Source organism: Halochromatium sp. (assembly GCF_054919635.1).
The window spans coordinates 1-15,218 of record NZ_JBUDPI010000052.1 but is presented as its reverse complement, the minus strand read 5'-3'; the positions used below and the strand labels follow the sequence as shown (position 1 = coordinate 15,218).

General features: G+C 61.0%; 13 protein-coding genes. 2 read left to right on the top strand and 11 right to left on the bottom strand.

Translation table 11 applies throughout. The annotated features are described in order from the left end of the window. The 4 genes from ACY693_RS05295 to ACY693_RS05280 all read right to left on the bottom strand — a co-directional run. A partial coding sequence (locus ACY693_RS05295) for a phenylacetate--CoA ligase family protein (protein ID WP_462320787.1) occupies positions 1-463 on the bottom strand: 463 nt, incomplete at its 3' end. Between the two features lie 260 nt (positions 464-723). Continuing rightward, positions 724-1,245 carry a 2-oxoacid:acceptor oxidoreductase family protein gene (locus ACY693_RS05290; RefSeq protein ID WP_462320786.1) on the bottom strand — a complete coding sequence of 174 codons (522 nt, stop codon included), beginning with the start codon at positions 1,243-1,245 and terminating at the stop codon, positions 724-726. Next, entirely contained in the window at positions 1,242-2,903 is a 1,662-nt protein-coding gene (locus ACY693_RS05285; RefSeq protein ID WP_462320785.1) for a thiamine pyrophosphate-dependent enzyme, read from the bottom strand. The genes ACY693_RS05290 and ACY693_RS05285 overlap by 4 nt, the downstream gene beginning before the upstream one ends. Positions 2,904-2,911: 8 nt before the next feature. Beyond that, positions 2,912-4,276 carry an alginate export family protein gene (locus ACY693_RS05280; RefSeq protein WP_462320784.1) on the bottom strand — a complete coding sequence of 455 codons (1,365 nt, stop codon included), beginning with the start codon at positions 4,274-4,276 and terminating at the stop codon, positions 2,912-2,914. 309 nt (positions 4,277-4,585) lie between these two features. On the opposite strand from ACY693_RS05280, the gene ACY693_RS05275 reads away from it, so the two are divergent. After that, positions 4,586-5,701: a glycoside hydrolase family protein gene (locus ACY693_RS05275; RefSeq protein ID WP_462320783.1), complete on the top strand. Its 1,116-nt coding sequence runs from the start codon at positions 4,586-4,588 to the stop codon at positions 5,699-5,701. A 124-nt stretch (positions 5,702-5,825) separates the two neighbouring features. On the opposite strand, the gene ACY693_RS05270 is transcribed toward ACY693_RS05275, so the two are convergent. Further along, positions 5,826-6,575, bottom strand: coding sequence for a TSUP family transporter (locus tag ACY693_RS05270; protein WP_462320782.1), 750 nt, complete (start codon positions 6,573-6,575; stop codon positions 5,826-5,828). A gap of 129 nt (positions 6,576-6,704) precedes the next feature. Here ACY693_RS05270 and ACY693_RS05265 point away from each other — a divergent pair, with 129 nt between their 5' ends. Beyond that, a complete protein-coding gene (locus ACY693_RS05265) occupies positions 6,705-7,415 on the top strand; it encodes an HAD hydrolase-like protein (RefSeq protein ID WP_462320781.1) in 711 nt (236 codons plus the stop codon). Here ACY693_RS05265 and ACY693_RS05260 read toward each other — a convergent pair. From ACY693_RS05260 to rsmA, 6 genes are all read right to left on the bottom strand, one after another. Continuing rightward, positions 7,360-7,725: a hypothetical protein gene (locus ACY693_RS05260; protein ID WP_462320780.1), complete on the bottom strand. Its 366-nt coding sequence runs from the start codon at positions 7,723-7,725 to the stop codon at positions 7,360-7,362. The two genes, ACY693_RS05265 and ACY693_RS05260, sit on opposite strands and share 56 nt — an antisense overlap. Before the next feature lie 78 nt (positions 7,726-7,803). Further along, positions 7,804-10,497 (bottom strand): UPF0182 family protein, encoded by a 2,694-nt coding sequence (locus ACY693_RS05255; protein ID WP_462320779.1) that lies wholly within the window; start codon positions 10,495-10,497, stop codon positions 7,804-7,806. 49 nt (positions 10,498-10,546) lie between these two features. Continuing rightward, positions 10,547-11,110 carry a Uma2 family endonuclease gene (locus ACY693_RS05250; RefSeq protein ID WP_462320778.1) on the bottom strand — a complete coding sequence of 188 codons (564 nt, stop codon included), beginning with the start codon at positions 11,108-11,110 and terminating at the stop codon, positions 10,547-10,549. 76 nt (positions 11,111-11,186) lie between these two features. Further along, complete coding sequence (locus ACY693_RS05245) at positions 11,187-11,594, bottom strand: hypothetical protein (protein ID WP_462320777.1); 408 nt, start codon at positions 11,592-11,594, stop codon at positions 11,187-11,189. 12 nt (positions 11,595-11,606) lie between these two features. Next, positions 11,607-14,012 (bottom strand): endopeptidase La, encoded by a 2,406-nt coding sequence (gene lon / locus ACY693_RS05240; RefSeq protein ID WP_462320776.1) that lies wholly within the window; start codon positions 14,010-14,012, stop codon positions 11,607-11,609. Positions 14,013-14,068: 56 nt separating this feature from the next. Then, entirely contained in the window at positions 14,069-14,923 is an 855-nt protein-coding gene (rsmA, locus tag ACY693_RS05235) for a 16S rRNA (adenine(1518)-N(6)/adenine(1519)-N(6))-dimethyltransferase RsmA (protein ID WP_462320775.1), read from the bottom strand. Positions 14,924-15,218: the final 295 nt, after the last annotated feature.

Below are 15,218 nucleotides of genomic sequence, written 5' to 3'. Positions count from 1 at the left end.
CGCCCCCGCCGGTGAACAGGCCGTAGCCAAAGGCGTTCTGGACGATGTCGCCGCGATGCAGGCTGCAGCAGGCGAGGGTGCGCGCCATGACCTCGGACCAGACCTCGATATCCTCTCGCGTATAGGCGACCACGATTGGCTTGCCGGTGGTGCCGCTTGAGGCGTGCAACCGCACCACCTCGCTCATCGGGCTGGCGAAGAGGCCGAACGGATAGGTATCGCGCAGGTCAGCCTTGAACGTGAAGGGCAGATGGCGAATGTCATCGAGCGACTCGATCGCTGCGGGCCTGAGGTCGCGCTCGCGCAGGCGATCGCGGAACAGGGCGACATTGTCAAAGGCGCGTTGGACCACGGCGCGCAGACGGCGCAGCTGGACCTCCTTGAGCGCGGCATCGGGCAGGAAATCAGGGGCGCTGGCGGGGTGGAAGCCCCCGGCAGCGTCGTTCCAGAGCTCTTTCAGCATGGGAAAGCCTCAAGGTTCGTCAAACCCAGGCATCGGTGCACGATGCCATTTCTGTTGTCATGTTTGCATGCTGCCATGCGTGATTCGAGGCGGTCCGAGCACTGAGTGGGGGCCTCCGAACGCGTTGCGTTCTGGCATCCAGAGCAAGCCTCTTCATACAGCGATTCCAAGCATCTGTTTGGGGGTGCCGTCGCGATCGAGGGCGTTTGAGGCTGGCGGTTCAGAACCAGAGCTCGCGCCTTGCAGGGCTCAGCATGAGCCTAGCGTGAACCGACGTCGCCAAGGCCAGCTGCCCGCCGACCGGGACCACAAGCGCGGCCAAGCGCAAAGGCCTGATCGTTGAGTGCGTGCAGCTTCTCGGCTAGGTTGGCCCGGATCGCCTGCTGCCAGTAGGCCTCGCCGATCTCGAGGGCCGTCGACAGCGCACCGAGCATGGCAACATTGAAGCTCTTCTTGTTCTTCAACGATCCGGCTTCGATGGTCTCGGGACCGATCAGCAGACCGTCCGGATGCAACAATGGTCGAGCCACTTCAACCTGGGTCGGTTCGAGCACGAGCAGCAGATGCGCCTCCCCGGGCGGGACCATGGGGCTCAGCACCGGGCTGTGCTCTGGATGCCCATAGCGCACATCACTGGTGACCGAGCCACCGCGCTGGCTCATGCCGTGCAATTCACTCTTCTTGACGTCGAAGCCCGCGGCTAGCGCGGCATCAGCGAGGATGTCCGAGGCCTTGACGACGCCTTGGCCGCCAAGTCCGGCGATGACGATGTTGGTGATCATTGGCACTCGCGCTCCTCAGCCGCGGCTTTCTTGTAGAGTCGGATCTTCGGCGCCGCCAGCACGCAGGGCTGACGGACGACAAATAGCGCGGTCTCATCGCGGGCGAGCTGCGCAGCAATGCGCGCTTGGAGCGAGACGCTCTTGTCGCTGCCATCGATGACCTCGACCGCTTGCACGCCCATCGCACGCGCGATGCCGGCAAAATCGAGCTGATGGGTCGGGCTGTGGTCAAGCGCACGACCGGTGCCGGGATGCTCCTGCTGACCGGTCATAGCGGTAGTCTCGTTGTCGAGGATCAGCACCAGATGGCCGGTGGGAGGCGGGTTGTAGACCATCTCGGCGAGGCCGGTCAGCCCGGAATGAACGAAGGTCGAATCGCCGATCACGCTGACCACCCGCCGCGCCTCGGCCTCGGGCAGCGCATGGCGCATACCGAGACCAACACCGATGCTCGCGCCCATGCAGACGCAGGTGTCCATCGCCGAGAACGGGGGCAGCACGCCCAGGGTGTAGCAGCCGATATCGCCTGAGACGATGCACTCCAGGTCACGCAGGGCCTCGAACACGACGCGATGCGAGCAGCCCTGACAGAGCTCCGGCGGCTTGCCCTTGGCGGGGGCAGGCTCCGGGCTGTCGTCGCCAGCGATGATGCGGCGCACCCGTGCGACGTCGAGCTCGCCAAAGCGGAAGCGCGTCGGCTTACCTTCGGCCTTGATTCCAGCGGCGTTGAGCTCATCGACCAACACCGGATCACCCTCCTCGATCACCAGCAGGCGCTCGACCTTGGCGGCAAAGGCGCGAATCCGCTCCAGCGGCAGCGGATAGGTGAGGCCGAAGGTCAGTTGAGCGACCTCAGGTGCCGCCTCGCGGGCGTGCATGGCGGCAACACCGGTGGCGATGATGCCGAGTTTGGGCTTGTTGCCAGCCTGATGGCCCGGTTGATCGCTCGCTTCGCTGCCGACGACCTGGATCGGTCCTTCAGCTTCATTCCAGGCCGTGATCTCGGCCAGTTTTTGACGCAGACGATGGTGGGCCGGCTTGGCGAAGGCCGGGATCATCACCCGCGCGGGGATATCGCGCCGAAAGCTGCGCTCCGCCTTCTCTTCGTCCTGCAGCGAGCGGCGTTGGTCGGCCGGACGCGGGCGGACGACGGTCTTCGCATGGCAGATGCGCGTGGTCAGGCGCAGGATGACCGGGATCTTCCAGCGCTCGGCGATCTCGAGCGCCAGCCAGGTGTCGTCGTAGGCCTGCTGTGAGTCGATCGGCTCCAGCATCGGTGCGCCGGCGGCACGCGCGAAGTGACGATTGTCCTGCTCGTTCTGACTCGAGGCCATGCCCGGGTCATCGGCGGAGACGATCACCAAGCCGCCGTCGACATCGGTATAAGTCGCCGTGAATAGGGCATCGGCAGCCACATTGAGGCCGACGTGCTTCATCGTCACCAGGGTTCGGGCGCCGGCGAAGGCGCTGCCGATGCCGACCTCGAGCGCGACCTTCTCGTTTGGCGCCCATTGGGCGTTGCCGCCTAGGCGATCAAAGGTCTCCAGAATCTCGGTCGACGGGGTGCCGGGATAACCGGTGCCGAGCCGGACGCCGGCATGCAGGGCGGCGAGGGCGACGGCATCGTCACCGCTCCATAAGAGACGTTCTTCAGTCATCGATTGTTTCACCAATGCAGCACCAGTTCGGCGCGCAGAAAGTAGGAATCATCCCGCCGGTGCTCGGCGTAGAAGTCACCGGGCGCGAGGTATTCAGCGACCAGATGTCCAGAGACATGATCGCTGAGCCTGGCCTTGAGCCAGGCCGTGAACAGATGGCCGCGGAAACGGCCATCGCCAGAGATATTCACCCTCTGTTGCGGTGTCAGCGTGCTCTCTTCATTCGCGAATAGGGCGTGGTAGTCCAGGGTCAGTAGGCTGGTCGGATGCACCTGCGCCATCCAGCCCAGGTTGAGCCGCAGCAGGTTGGTGGCCTGTGCAACGCGGCTGTCGAGCGGCCATTGATAGATCATCAGCTCGCTCCATTGCGGCCAACGGCCCCACAGGGGATCAAAGGCCTGGTCGGTCTCGTCGTCCGGATCATCGCCAGAGAGGTATTCCAGGTCGGCATGGAAGCGGTTCTCGAGCCGATCTTGCAGCCGATAGAGGATGCGGCCATTGAAACCAACCGCAGTCAGATCATCGCCGTTGAGCTGGCCCCATTGATAGGCACCCTCGGCGCGCAGTCCCCAGGATGGGCTCAGATCGCCCTCAGCACGCAGCCCGAGGGTGTAGAGGTCGCCGCTGTCGCTGGGGGAGGGAAACGGGGCGCCATTATTGACACGGATATTGCCCGACGTACGATCCGGACGGTCGTGCTTGTAGATGAGGTAGCCGTCGAGGTCGGTCTCAGGGAGCAGGGAGCGGTTACGCGCGTAGAGGATGGCGCCGGTCTCGTACTGCTCGATCTGGTCCTCGATCACCCCATTCAGCGGTCGCGGAAAGCGTCCTGTGGTCGCGTCCTGATCGAGGTAGATGAGGTCGACGCGAGTATCGATCTCGGCTAGATCCAGGGTTGCCCGGGCGGCATCGAAGTAGATCGTTCGCGAGCCATCCAAGGGTGTGCCCTCAAGCACCAGCCAGCCGTGACCGAGGATCAGATCCTGGCGGCCAACCTTGAGACTGAGCGGCAGACCCGCGGGCTGGTCGAGGCTCAGGGCGAGTTGATCGAACAGGAGTCCGCCTGAGTACCAGGTCTCAAAACCGGGAATCGGCCACTGATCGGCCTCCGGCTTGTGGTAGTGGCGGCCCTCCCAGATCAGCCGTGCCTCGGCACCGAGCTGCTCGCTGGGTGAGTACTGGCCCCAAAGCCGGACACGATAGCGCTGGAAGGTCCGGTCAGCGATCGGCGATTGTTCATTGAGGCCGACATTGCCGATGAATACCTGCCGCAGGCGCAGATCGCCGCCCCAGGTAGCACGCGGCTCGAGGCTGGCGGTGGCGCTAACACTGGCAGGGGGATTCGGGCTCGAGGTCGCCGCGTCGACAGCCATCCCAACGAGCATGAGACAGAGTGCAAGGGTCGACCAAGGACTGGGTGACGGCCGCCTGCTGCCTGCGGCCCCGGTCACTGCGCTTCCACCATGGACATCTCTTGATCGCCGTTTGCTCGCTGACGGGTCGTCGCTATTGGGTCGCCCTGCGATGCGGGTCGCTGGGGCGAACGGGGGGTCACGGCGGCGACGGTTGAACGGAAAGGGCGCGAGAGTACACTGGCAGACTGACAGCAACATTGACCTGGCCGGCAAAACGCCTGGCCGAGATGAGACCTTCTTGACGCAGATCACAAGGAGCCATCGATGATGACAGATGCCAAGCAGAAAGGTCTGCTGCTCGGCGCGGGGCCCGCCGGGCATTGGGATGACGAGCGCGTCTCTGGTCCCTGCGTGCTGCGGGTGCCCGATGGCCGCTGGCGCATGTGGTACTACGGTCGCGACCGGAACTTCGACCGGGAGGTCAATCTTCCGACAGGTCGTATCGGCCTCGCCGAATCAGACGACGGCATTCATTGGACGCGCATCAGCGGCCCACTGACGCGCGGAGCCGTGCTCGAGGCCCATCCTGACTCCGGCCGTTTCGATTCGACCCATGTTGGCGTCAGCTGCGTGCGCCATGAGGATGGGCTGTACTGGATGTGGTATTTCGGCGGTGATCACAGCCGGTTTCGAATCGGCCGCTTCGATGTCAAAGGCCTACGCTTGCGGCCGGGCTGCGCCGTCTCTCGCGACGGCATTCACTGGCGGCGGCTTGATGGGCCTCATCAGGGTGCGCTGTTAGATTTCGGTGAGCCCAATGCCTTCGATGCGGCGAGCTTGGGCTGGCCACAGGTGGTGCGGGTGCGCCACGATCTCTGGCGACTCTACTATCACAGCTTAGACCCGGCGCGCATGGTCTTCGGCATCGGCCTGGCCGAATCGGATGACGGCCTGCACTGGCGCAAGCGTGGCGAGGTGCTTGGGCCCGGCGAGCCGGATGCCTTCGATGGGCTCGGCATCGGCACCCGGCAGGTACTCTGGCATGACGGACGCTGGCTCATGGTCTACGAGGGCGTCGCCGGCAGCGGTCATTCGCTCGGCCTCGCGGAATCCGACGACGGCGTGCATTGGACGCGACGACCCGGCTCGGAAGCGGACGGCTCGATCTTTGCCCATGCCGAGAGCGGCTCCGGTGCCTGGGATGCCTTCGCGGTTGGCACGCCCTCCCTGGTGCCGATGGATGATGGGTCCTGGCGGCTCTACTACGTCGGTGTCAATGAGACCGGACTCGGCCATGGCGACGAGCTGGCCGCAACGCATCAGATCGGGCTCGCATTCAGCCAGGGCTCGGATCTGACGCGCTGGCAGCGTTGGGATGGTCTGAGCGCTCTTCGGCAGTCGCCCGGCAACAATCTCGAGCACCAGCCGCAGCGCCGAGCTTAGAAAGACGGTCGCGCCATCGCCAAACAGCCGCAGCATCCCTTGAGGGCGTCGTCGTCAGCGAGGTCGGTCCTCAGCGGGTCGCGCACAGCATTACCGCGCGACCGTCCTGTTTCAGCGGACATCCTCAGGGCGTGATCAGCAGCTTGAGGGAGATCGCAAGCGAGGCGAAGACCAACACCGGTCTGACCAAGCCGACCCCGTGGCGAAGCACCAGATGGGCGCCCAACCAGCCACCGGCAAGCTGCCCGCCAGCCATGATCAGCGCCAGAGACCAGACGACCTGCCCACCGAGCAGGAAGAACAGCAGCGCCGCAAGGTTACTGGTGAAGTTGAGGAGCTTGGCGTGAGCGGTAGCGCGCCGCATGCCAAAGCCGAGGAGGGCGACAAACCCCATCGCAAAGAAGGTCCCGGTGCCGGGACCAAAGAAGCCGTCATAGAAACCGACACCGACACCAATGGTCAGGGCAAAGGTGGGCAGGCCGATGCGCTGATGCGAATCCAGGTCCGAGACCCGCGGTGAGAACAGGAAGTAGAGTGCAAAGGCGATCAACAGCAGCGGCACCAGTCGCGACAGCAGCTCGGACTCGAGATACTGCACCAAGAGGGCACCAAGCGCCGAGCCAATGAAGGTGCAGCCCACGATCAAGGATGTGCGGCGCAGGTCGAGCGCGCCTTGGCGCACAAAATGGGCGGTGGCCGCGAATGAGCCCCAGACCGCCTGCGCCTTGTTGGTCGCCAGTGCCGCGACCGGCGGAAGTCCAACCCAGAGGAGGGCGGGCACGGTAATCAGCCCGCCGCCGCCGGCGATGGCATCGATCATCCCTGCGAGGAGCGCAAGCCCAAAGAGTAGCGGAGCGATCTCGAGGAATTCCATCGGCTGAGTCTTGGTCGCCGTGCAACATGTTGATGCAGAGGTAGCATGGAGCCCGGGCGGCGGTCCCGGCAAGGGAGCCAACGCTTGTTCAGGTGATTGTTAAGCGAGCTGTTAGAGGACGAAGCGTCTTTGGCGACGACTGAAAGAAACAATCCGACGCCGATCCGAACCGAGGCTGTGGTCTTCGATTTCGATGGCACCCTGGCTGACAGCTTCCCCTGGTTTGCCACGGAGCTCAATGCCGTGGCGCGCGACTGGGGCTTCCGTCAAGTTGAGGCCAAGGATGCAGCGCGATTTCGCCACCTCAGCGCGGACGCGATCTTTCGTGAGCTTCGCGTGCCGCGCTGGAGGTTGCCCTGGATCGCGCGGGATCTGCGCCGCAGGATGGCACGCGATATCGAGCAGATCGCGCTGTTCGAAGGCATCCAATCACTGCTTAAGCAGTTGGCGGTCAGCGATCTTCGGGTCGCGATCATGAGCTCCAATGCAGCTGAGAATATACGCACCGTGCTTGGCCCCTGCCTCTGTGCGGGCATTGAGGCCTTTGAATGCGGGGCCGCGCTCAATGGGAAGCAACAGCGGCTCAAACGCCTGAGCCGACGTCTCGGGCTACCGACGGCGGCCCTCATCTATATTGGTGATGAGGTGCGCGATATCGAGGCCGCGCGCCGCGCCGGCGCCAAAGCCGGTGCGGTGACCTGGGGCTACAACTGCGAATCTGCGTTGCGTGCCCGGGCCCCGGATCAGTTGTTCCGCCAGGTCTCCGAGATCGCTGATCTGCTGATTAGCGCAACGGATGCCGAATCCCGCCGACATTGCCTACCGCACCAGGCTGGTTGATCCCGGGATCGACGAGGCCAGCACCAGGTGCTCCGCCGCCGACATTGCCGATCGCGCCAGGCTGGTTGATCCCTGGATCGACCACGCCGACACCAGGCGCACCACCGCCGACATTGCCAATGGCGCCCGGTTGATTGAGACCGGGGTCCCACAGGCCTCTCCCCGGGGCGCCAGCACCAGGAACGCCGCCGATCACCCCCGGCTGATTAATGCCTGGATCGCGGGCGAAGAGCGTACCGGGCAGGGCTGCAATGAATAGCCCAATCAATAGCTTACGCACAACGTCGTTCTTGTTCATATTCATGTTCATCATCTTCTTCGCCTTCAGTATTGTGGTTGTCTAGCAAGGCAATGGCTCGAAAGCCCCAGTTTCCTCGTTTCTGCAAGCCTAATCGTCGTGCTGCCGCTCGCGCAGCGCGGCGACCGCCTCTTCCAGCGACGGTGCCATCTCCACCTCCCCGCGTTGACTCACGATAACCCGCTTAAGCTGCGGAATCTGCACACCTTGTGCCGCTTTCAGATAAACCGGCTGCACGTAGGTGATGACATCGTCGAGCAAGATCAGTATCAGCTTGCCGCGCTGGATCTCCGCGCCACCGCGACCCCAGAGCGTGAATTGCTCGGCAATCTTGGAATCCTGCTCGATCAGCGCGTCAATCTGCGAGAGTCCAAGCACCAGCATGCCGGTGGGAAGACTGTAGACAATGATACGGCCATAGTTGTCCGCATCCGAGCTCACGACCGCAAAGGCACGCATATTCTCTCGGCCCATGGGATTCATCGGTGCCAGAAGCAAGTGCTCGAACCGCGAGCGGTCGATCAGATTCAGCGTGACGTAATAGGGAAATAGGGTCTTAACCTCGTCGGCACGCGAAATGCGCGGAAACATCCAGCGGTCTTCCTGAGCATAGAAGACCGCCGGGTCCGTCTGATGATACTTCGCGTACACTTGCATCTGGGTCGTGAAGAGATCCTGCGGGTAGCGAATGTGCGGCCGCAGCGCCTCCGGAAACGCCTCCATATCCTTAATCAGGCCAGGATACATGCGCTCGTAGGCGCGCGCGATCGGGTCAGTCGGGTCGGCAAGATAGTAGTCCATCTCTCCAGTGTAGGCATCGACGACGATCTTCACGGAATTGCGAATATAATTGAATTCCTTCGCGATCGGACTCGCCATCCCATGATCGGGGTGGGCAGCGACGTTCCGATTCACTGGCTCGGCATAGGGATAGCGGTCAGAGAGCGTGTAAGCGTCGATGATCCAGTACAGATGCTCCGGCGTTACCACGAGATAGGGATCATCGTCGAGCTCTAGAAAGGGTGTTATCACACGGATCGTGCTTGGTACATTGCGGCGAATAAGGATCTGGCTGTCCGCTTGGATGGCGGTGGTAAAGAACAACCTGTAATCACGGTAATAGAGGGCAAAGACGGCGCGCCTGAACCATCCGTCGATCGGGATTGCGGTGTCGGCGCGGTAATCATCCTGCACCACGCCGGACTCACCTGGGTAAGAGATCTCTCCAAGTGCATTAGGCGCGATGACGTCATACAGATCCTGCATGCCGTAATAGATGCCCGGCTCTTCGATCGTTAAGCCATCATCGGACTGCGGTGGCATATCTTTTAGATACCATTCCATGGCCTCCTCACCGACTTGTGCTGCGGGCGACATCACCGCACCGTAACCGTGGGTGTAACGAAACCAGCGATTGACCCAGTTCTGGGAGTCCTGTGGTAACTGATCAAAATCCAATTCTCGGGCGGCGAGAAAGACCTGCTGATAACGGTCGTCGATGGTATAGCGGTCTGTGTTGACCGAGAGAAAGCTGTAATAGCTGCGGATCTCCTGCAGCTCCCGATACACATCGATCAGTACCTCACGATCCCATACTGGGATATTACGCAGTGCAGCTGGATCGATATCACTGGGATCAGATTTATCACCATCGTCTGCCACGACCGGAATCACATAAGGGCGCGTTTCAACTTGGTTTAAAGCAAATGAATCCAATGTCGCAGCAATATTATGATCAATATAAGGTTTCTGCCGGGCCAGCTCATCCGGCTCGACGAGATAGTCTTGGATGGTTCTTGGGATGGCCTCCCAGTAACGTAAGCTAAGGGTTCCACTCAGCAGTATCGCAGAAATCACCACAATGATTATTCCGCGCCTTGTGTTCAGATATAAAATGCTGCTAGCGCCGAAGGCGAGTAGCATGAATAGTGCGGCCCAGATCAATGGCAACACAATGCGCATTTCCGTATAGCCGGGACCAAAAAAGAGCGGCGTATGGCTGTCGCCATAAAGCAAGGTGTAACGCTGGAAAAGCAACTCTGCGATGCCGACTGAGAAAATCAGCGCAACAATCACACTGAGATGCCGCTTCGCGCCTGCTGCAATGTTCAGGTTGCGTTTTTTTAATTCATGGAACTCAAGGTAATAGATGAGGCTGAGTATCGCTAGCAGCACTGTGAGTGCGAAAAACACCTCGAGCAGGATGTGGCGAAAGATCGGTAACGCGAACAGATAAAAGCTGATATCTTGACCATAGACCGGATCGGAAACACCAGACGGGGGCGCAAAGATGAATAACAGGGTCTCTTCCCACTGCGAATAGAGCGGATAAGCAAGCACAATCGCCAGCGCTAGAGAAACTAGAATCGACAGCTTATGCAAGCCAATGATCAGCCAATCCAAGCGAATATTAGAAGCAGGTCGTCTCGGTTCTTGGGAGCTTAGAATCAGCGCATTTTTCAATGTCGAGCGTTTCTTTTTGCGTCTTAGTCGCAGTAAGAATTTGGTCGGACCTAGCGGCTTGGTTCGCATGCAGCGGGCAGCAATTCGAAAATTGTAATAAAAGAAAAAGAAGAATAGCGCCGAAAAGACGGCGAAGACGACATAACTGTAGAGCAGTCTCTGCCAGAAATAAACGCCCAAGCCAAGCGATTGGTACCACCAGATATCGACAACAACGTCGGCGTAGACCAAGGCCGTGACCGGCAAAGCGATCAGCAAAACCAGGAGAATAGCGACGAGTGAGATTATGCTAACGCGACGCCAGAGACGCTTACTCGTCATGATGACACCTTGCAAGAGATGCTAAAAAATAGAAAAGAGCACAAAGGCATCATTCTTTACCGAAGATATAGGCCAAGTCCATCTCAAGCGCCTCGAATGGGGGGATTCGGACCTTTTCCGGTACCGTCGCGACATCGTACTCGACCGAAAACGAGACCTGATAGGTTGTATCTACGAGCCGATAGGCGATCAGCGTCTTGTCCTCGGGCGAAATGATCCAGTAGTAGGGGACGCCGGTGCGCTGTAATAGCATGAAGTGATGGAACATATCCTTTCGTTCATGCCCTGGTGAGGTAATCTCGCAGACCCAATCCGGCAGGACGGCCATGATGCCGGAGGGCCTGCGCGGCACACGCTCACGCCGCCATCCAGCCAGGTCATGGCTCGGACATTGGGTCTCGCTGTACTTGACGCTGATCTCTGGCATGATCCACCAGCCGCCGGGACCGTCCTTGCGCTTCAGAACGGCGACCTCGTCGGAGATCCCGGATTGGATCAGCGCATGGTCTGAGCGGGCCATCGGCCGCTTGACGATCTCGCCGTTGATCAGCTCGACGCGCTCTTCAGCGCATCGCGACAGGTCGTCGATCGTATCGAGCTTCTTGGCTTCCAAGGCGCTACCTGTGCGAAACCCTAGACCCAGTTGGCAATAGGTTGTACCGAGCGAACGCTCTGATACTCAGTTCAAGCTAGTGCAAGCGACTCAAACCTGCAGCGCGCGCCTGGTCTTCGGTGAGGATTTTCTCTTCGGTCGCGCGCCAGACGCCATCCGGCTCTTTGGAGAGGACGACGAGCAGTGGGTTTTCATGCTCGCGCCCATCCTTATCGGTCAGATACTCGATGGCGGTAAAGCTGATCTGGTTTTCTGAGTCGGTTCTCACCGAGTGCAGATAGTAACGCAACGAGGTCACCAGGCCGTTGGCGAACTGCTCTTGCACCTGATTTTGCCAAAAGTTGTAATCCACAAAGTCAAAGTCGGCCAGCCCAAAGACCTTGATCTGCTTCGAGATCAGGTTCATGTGCCCTTCGATGTCCTGTGTCTCTAAGGTTTGGCAACAGGCCAAGGCCCATGCTTGCACGATTTCGCCTGCGTTCATTGTTGCTCCTACCTAGCTTGCCTTGGCCGAGAACAACAGCTCGGCAACGTTTTCGAAGCGACTGACAAAAAGTACCGTCAGCCCTTTCTTGACATGCTCCGGGACCTCGTCGAACTCGCCGCGATTATCCTCCGGCAGCAGGATCTCCTTGATGCCGGCGCGCCGGGCAGCAATCAGCTTCTCGCGCACGCCACCGATGGGGAAGACCTCACCGGTTAGGGTCAGCTCACCCGTCATCGCTATCCGGCGTACCGGCTTGTTGCGCGCCAGAGAGAGTAGGGCAGAGGCCATGGTGATGCCGGCGGAGGGGCCATCCTTAGGCGTCGCACCGGCTGGGACGTGGAGATGGATGAAGGCCTTCTCGAAAAAGGCCGGATCAGCACCGAAGTCAACCGCATGGCTGACGATATACCCGTAGGCGATATCGGCCGACTCCTTCATCACATCGCCGAGCTGACCGGTGAGCTTGAATCCGCGCGCGTACTCATGGGTGCGCACCGCCTCGATGCTCAAGGTCGCCCCGCCCATCGCGGTCCAGGCCAGACCGGTGACCACGCCAGGACCCGAGAGCTTGCGCTCATCTCGAAAGACCGGGCTTCCGAGATAATCCTTGAGCGTCTGCGCTTCGACCTCGATCGGCGTCTCGGCGCCTTCCAGCATCTTCACCGCCACCTTGCGAACGATCTTGCCGAGCTGCTTTTCCAGGCGGCGCACGCCAGCGTCACGGGCATAGCCCTCGATCAACGCGCGCAGCGCCTTGGTCTTGAGCTTGACCGTGTCCTTCGGCAAGCCAGCGCGATCGATCTGGCGGGGTAACAGATATTTCTTAGCGATCGCGAGCTTCTCGTCGGCGATATAGCCGGAGAGCTGGATCACCTCCATGCGGTCGAGGAGCGGGCCGGGGATGCTATCGGTCTGATTCGCAGTGCAGACGAAGAGCACCTTCGAGAGATCGAAACGCAGATCCAGGTAATGGTCCAGGAAGTCGACGTTCTGCTCAGGGTCAAGCACCTCGAGCAGAGCCGAGGCCGGGTCACCGTGATAACTGGCGCCGATCTTGTCGATCTCATCGAGCATGATCACCGGATTCGCGGTGCCAGCGTCCTTGACGGCTTGCAGGAACTTGCCCGGCATGGCGCCGATATAGGTACGCCGATGGCCCTTGATCTCGGCCTCGTCACGAATGCCACCGACCGAGAAGCGATAGAAGCGCCGGCCTAGGGTGTCGGCGATCGAGCGCCCGATCGAGGTCTTGCCGACGCCAGGCGGGCCGACCAGCAGGATGATGGAGCCGGCGATCTCGCTCTTATGGATTCCGACGGCGAGGAACTCGAGGATGCGATCCTTGACGTCGTCCAGGCCGTAATGGTCGCGGTCCAGCACCCGCCGCGCACGCTTGAGATCGAGCTTGTCCTTGGAATGCTTGCCCCAGGGCAGCAGGGTGATCCAGTCCAGATAGTTGCGCGTGACCGAGTACTCGGGCGAGCCGGTCTCGAGCATCGCGAGCTTGTCCATCTCCTCATCGACGCGCTTCTGCGCCTCGTCGGTCAGGGTCAGCTTCTTCAACCGGTCCTTGAACTTGTCCATCTCGGCGGTGCGATCGTCCTTGGCGATACCCAGCTCCCTCTGGATCACCTTTAGCTGCTCCTTGAGGAAGAATTCGCGCTGCTGCTTCTGCATCCGCTCCTCGACCGACTGGCGGATCGAGTGCTGCGCCTTGGCCAGCTCCAGCTCGTTGTTGAGCAGCACCAGCACCTTTTCCATGCGCTTCATCAGCGGCACGGCCTCAAGCACCTCTTGCAGCTGCTCCTTGCTTGAGGTGGTCAGGCTGGCGGCGAAGTCGGCCAGGTGCGAGGGATCATCGGGACCGAAGCGGTCGAGGAACATCCGCAGCTCTTCGACATAGAGCGGGTTCAGCGGCAGGAGCTCCTTGATGGTGTTGATTACGGCCATCGCATAGGCCTTGACCTCATCCTCGGGCTCTGGCGCCGGCTCCGGCAGATCGTCTACACGCGCAGAAAATGGGCGCTTGCGATTGGCGAAATCCTCGATCCGGAAGCGCTGCAGGCATTCAACGAGCACCTGCAGCTTGCCTTCTTCCGAGTGCACTCGATGCACGCGGCATGCGGTTCCGACCGGCTTGAAGTCGGTGGTGCGAGCCTCCTCAGAGGTGTCGCTGCCGACCAGCACCACGCCTAGGATCTTATGCTCGGTCTCACCGACCGCCTTCATGGTCGGCAGCCAATACTCGGCAGCCATCAGCAGCGGCACCGCCTGCCCAGGGAAGAACGGACGCGAGGCGACCGGCAGAAGATGAATGAGCGACGGCATCACATCGCGCGCTCGGGCAAGCTCGCCGCCCTCCTTATCCGTGCCTTCATGCTCCTGGTGCTCGGTATCAGAAACCTCGTCGTTCATCAGCGACCCCCTCTCCAGTCATGGGCTCAATGCAATTCACAAAACGCCTTTCAATCTCAGGGTATTTGGGCGCCAATGCAAGCGCTCGAGGTGTTCGCGAGCGCCGCGAACTGGCCGACGGAGAGGGTTTCTGCGCGCGCACTGGGATCAATCCCCAGGCGCATCATCTGCTCCGGCGTGACTAAGCCAGACAGACTATTGCGTAAGGTCTTGCGGCGCTGGGCAAAGGCCGCCGCAACGATGCGGGCGTGCCAGCCGGGATCGGCGAGCGGATAGGGTAGCGGGCGATGTGGGCGTAAGCGAGCCACCGCCGAGCTGACCTTTGGGGCGGGTCGAAAGGCGCCAGCGGAGACCACGAACAGGCGCTGTGCTGAGCAGAAGGTCTGCACCGTCACCGAGAGTCGGCCATAGACCTTGGTGCCCGGTTCCGCGGTCATCCGGTCGACCACCTCTTTTTGCAGCATCAGGTGCATGTCCTCGATGCAGTCGGCCTGCTCCAGGAACCGAAACAGCAATGGCGTCGAGATGTTGTAAGGCAGATTGCCGACCAGGCGCAGTCGACGCGCGCTCGACGTCCGTGGCCGCGCCTCTTGGTCGCGCGCCTCTTGGTCGTCTTCCAACAGCCTAGAAAGATCGAAGCTCAGTGCATCGGCGTTGATGAGCCTCAGCGAGGTGCCACCAAACTGTTCGGTCAGTGGGACGATCAGATCCCGATCCAGCTCGATGGCGTCGAGCGCTCCGGCAGTCTCGAGCAGGCGCGCGGTGATGGCGCCCTGACCGGGGCCGATCTCGACCAGATGATGATCCGGTTGCGCATTCACGGCATCGATGATGCGTTGAATCACCCCAGGGTCGTGGAGGAAGTTCTGACCGAATCGTTTACGGGGCTGGTTGGGATAGATACCGCTCAAGGGTGTGTAGGGCCTGTTGGAGGAACATCCAGTTGATCATATCGACGGCGCCAAGGATGTGTGATCAGGAGCCAGCCGACGACGTTCCCGATGAGCCATGTCACGGCCCCTGATAGAGGGTCACCTTCAGCGCATCGTCGGTCAGCTCGAATCCGGGCTCGGTGCCATTGTGGGCGCGCATGGCCGGGATCACCTTGGTACGCACGCCCATCCCACGCGCCTCAACGTAGCCAGCGAGCTTAGCACAGGGTCGGTGTCGGTCATTTTACCGGACTTTACATAAGCTACATTATGC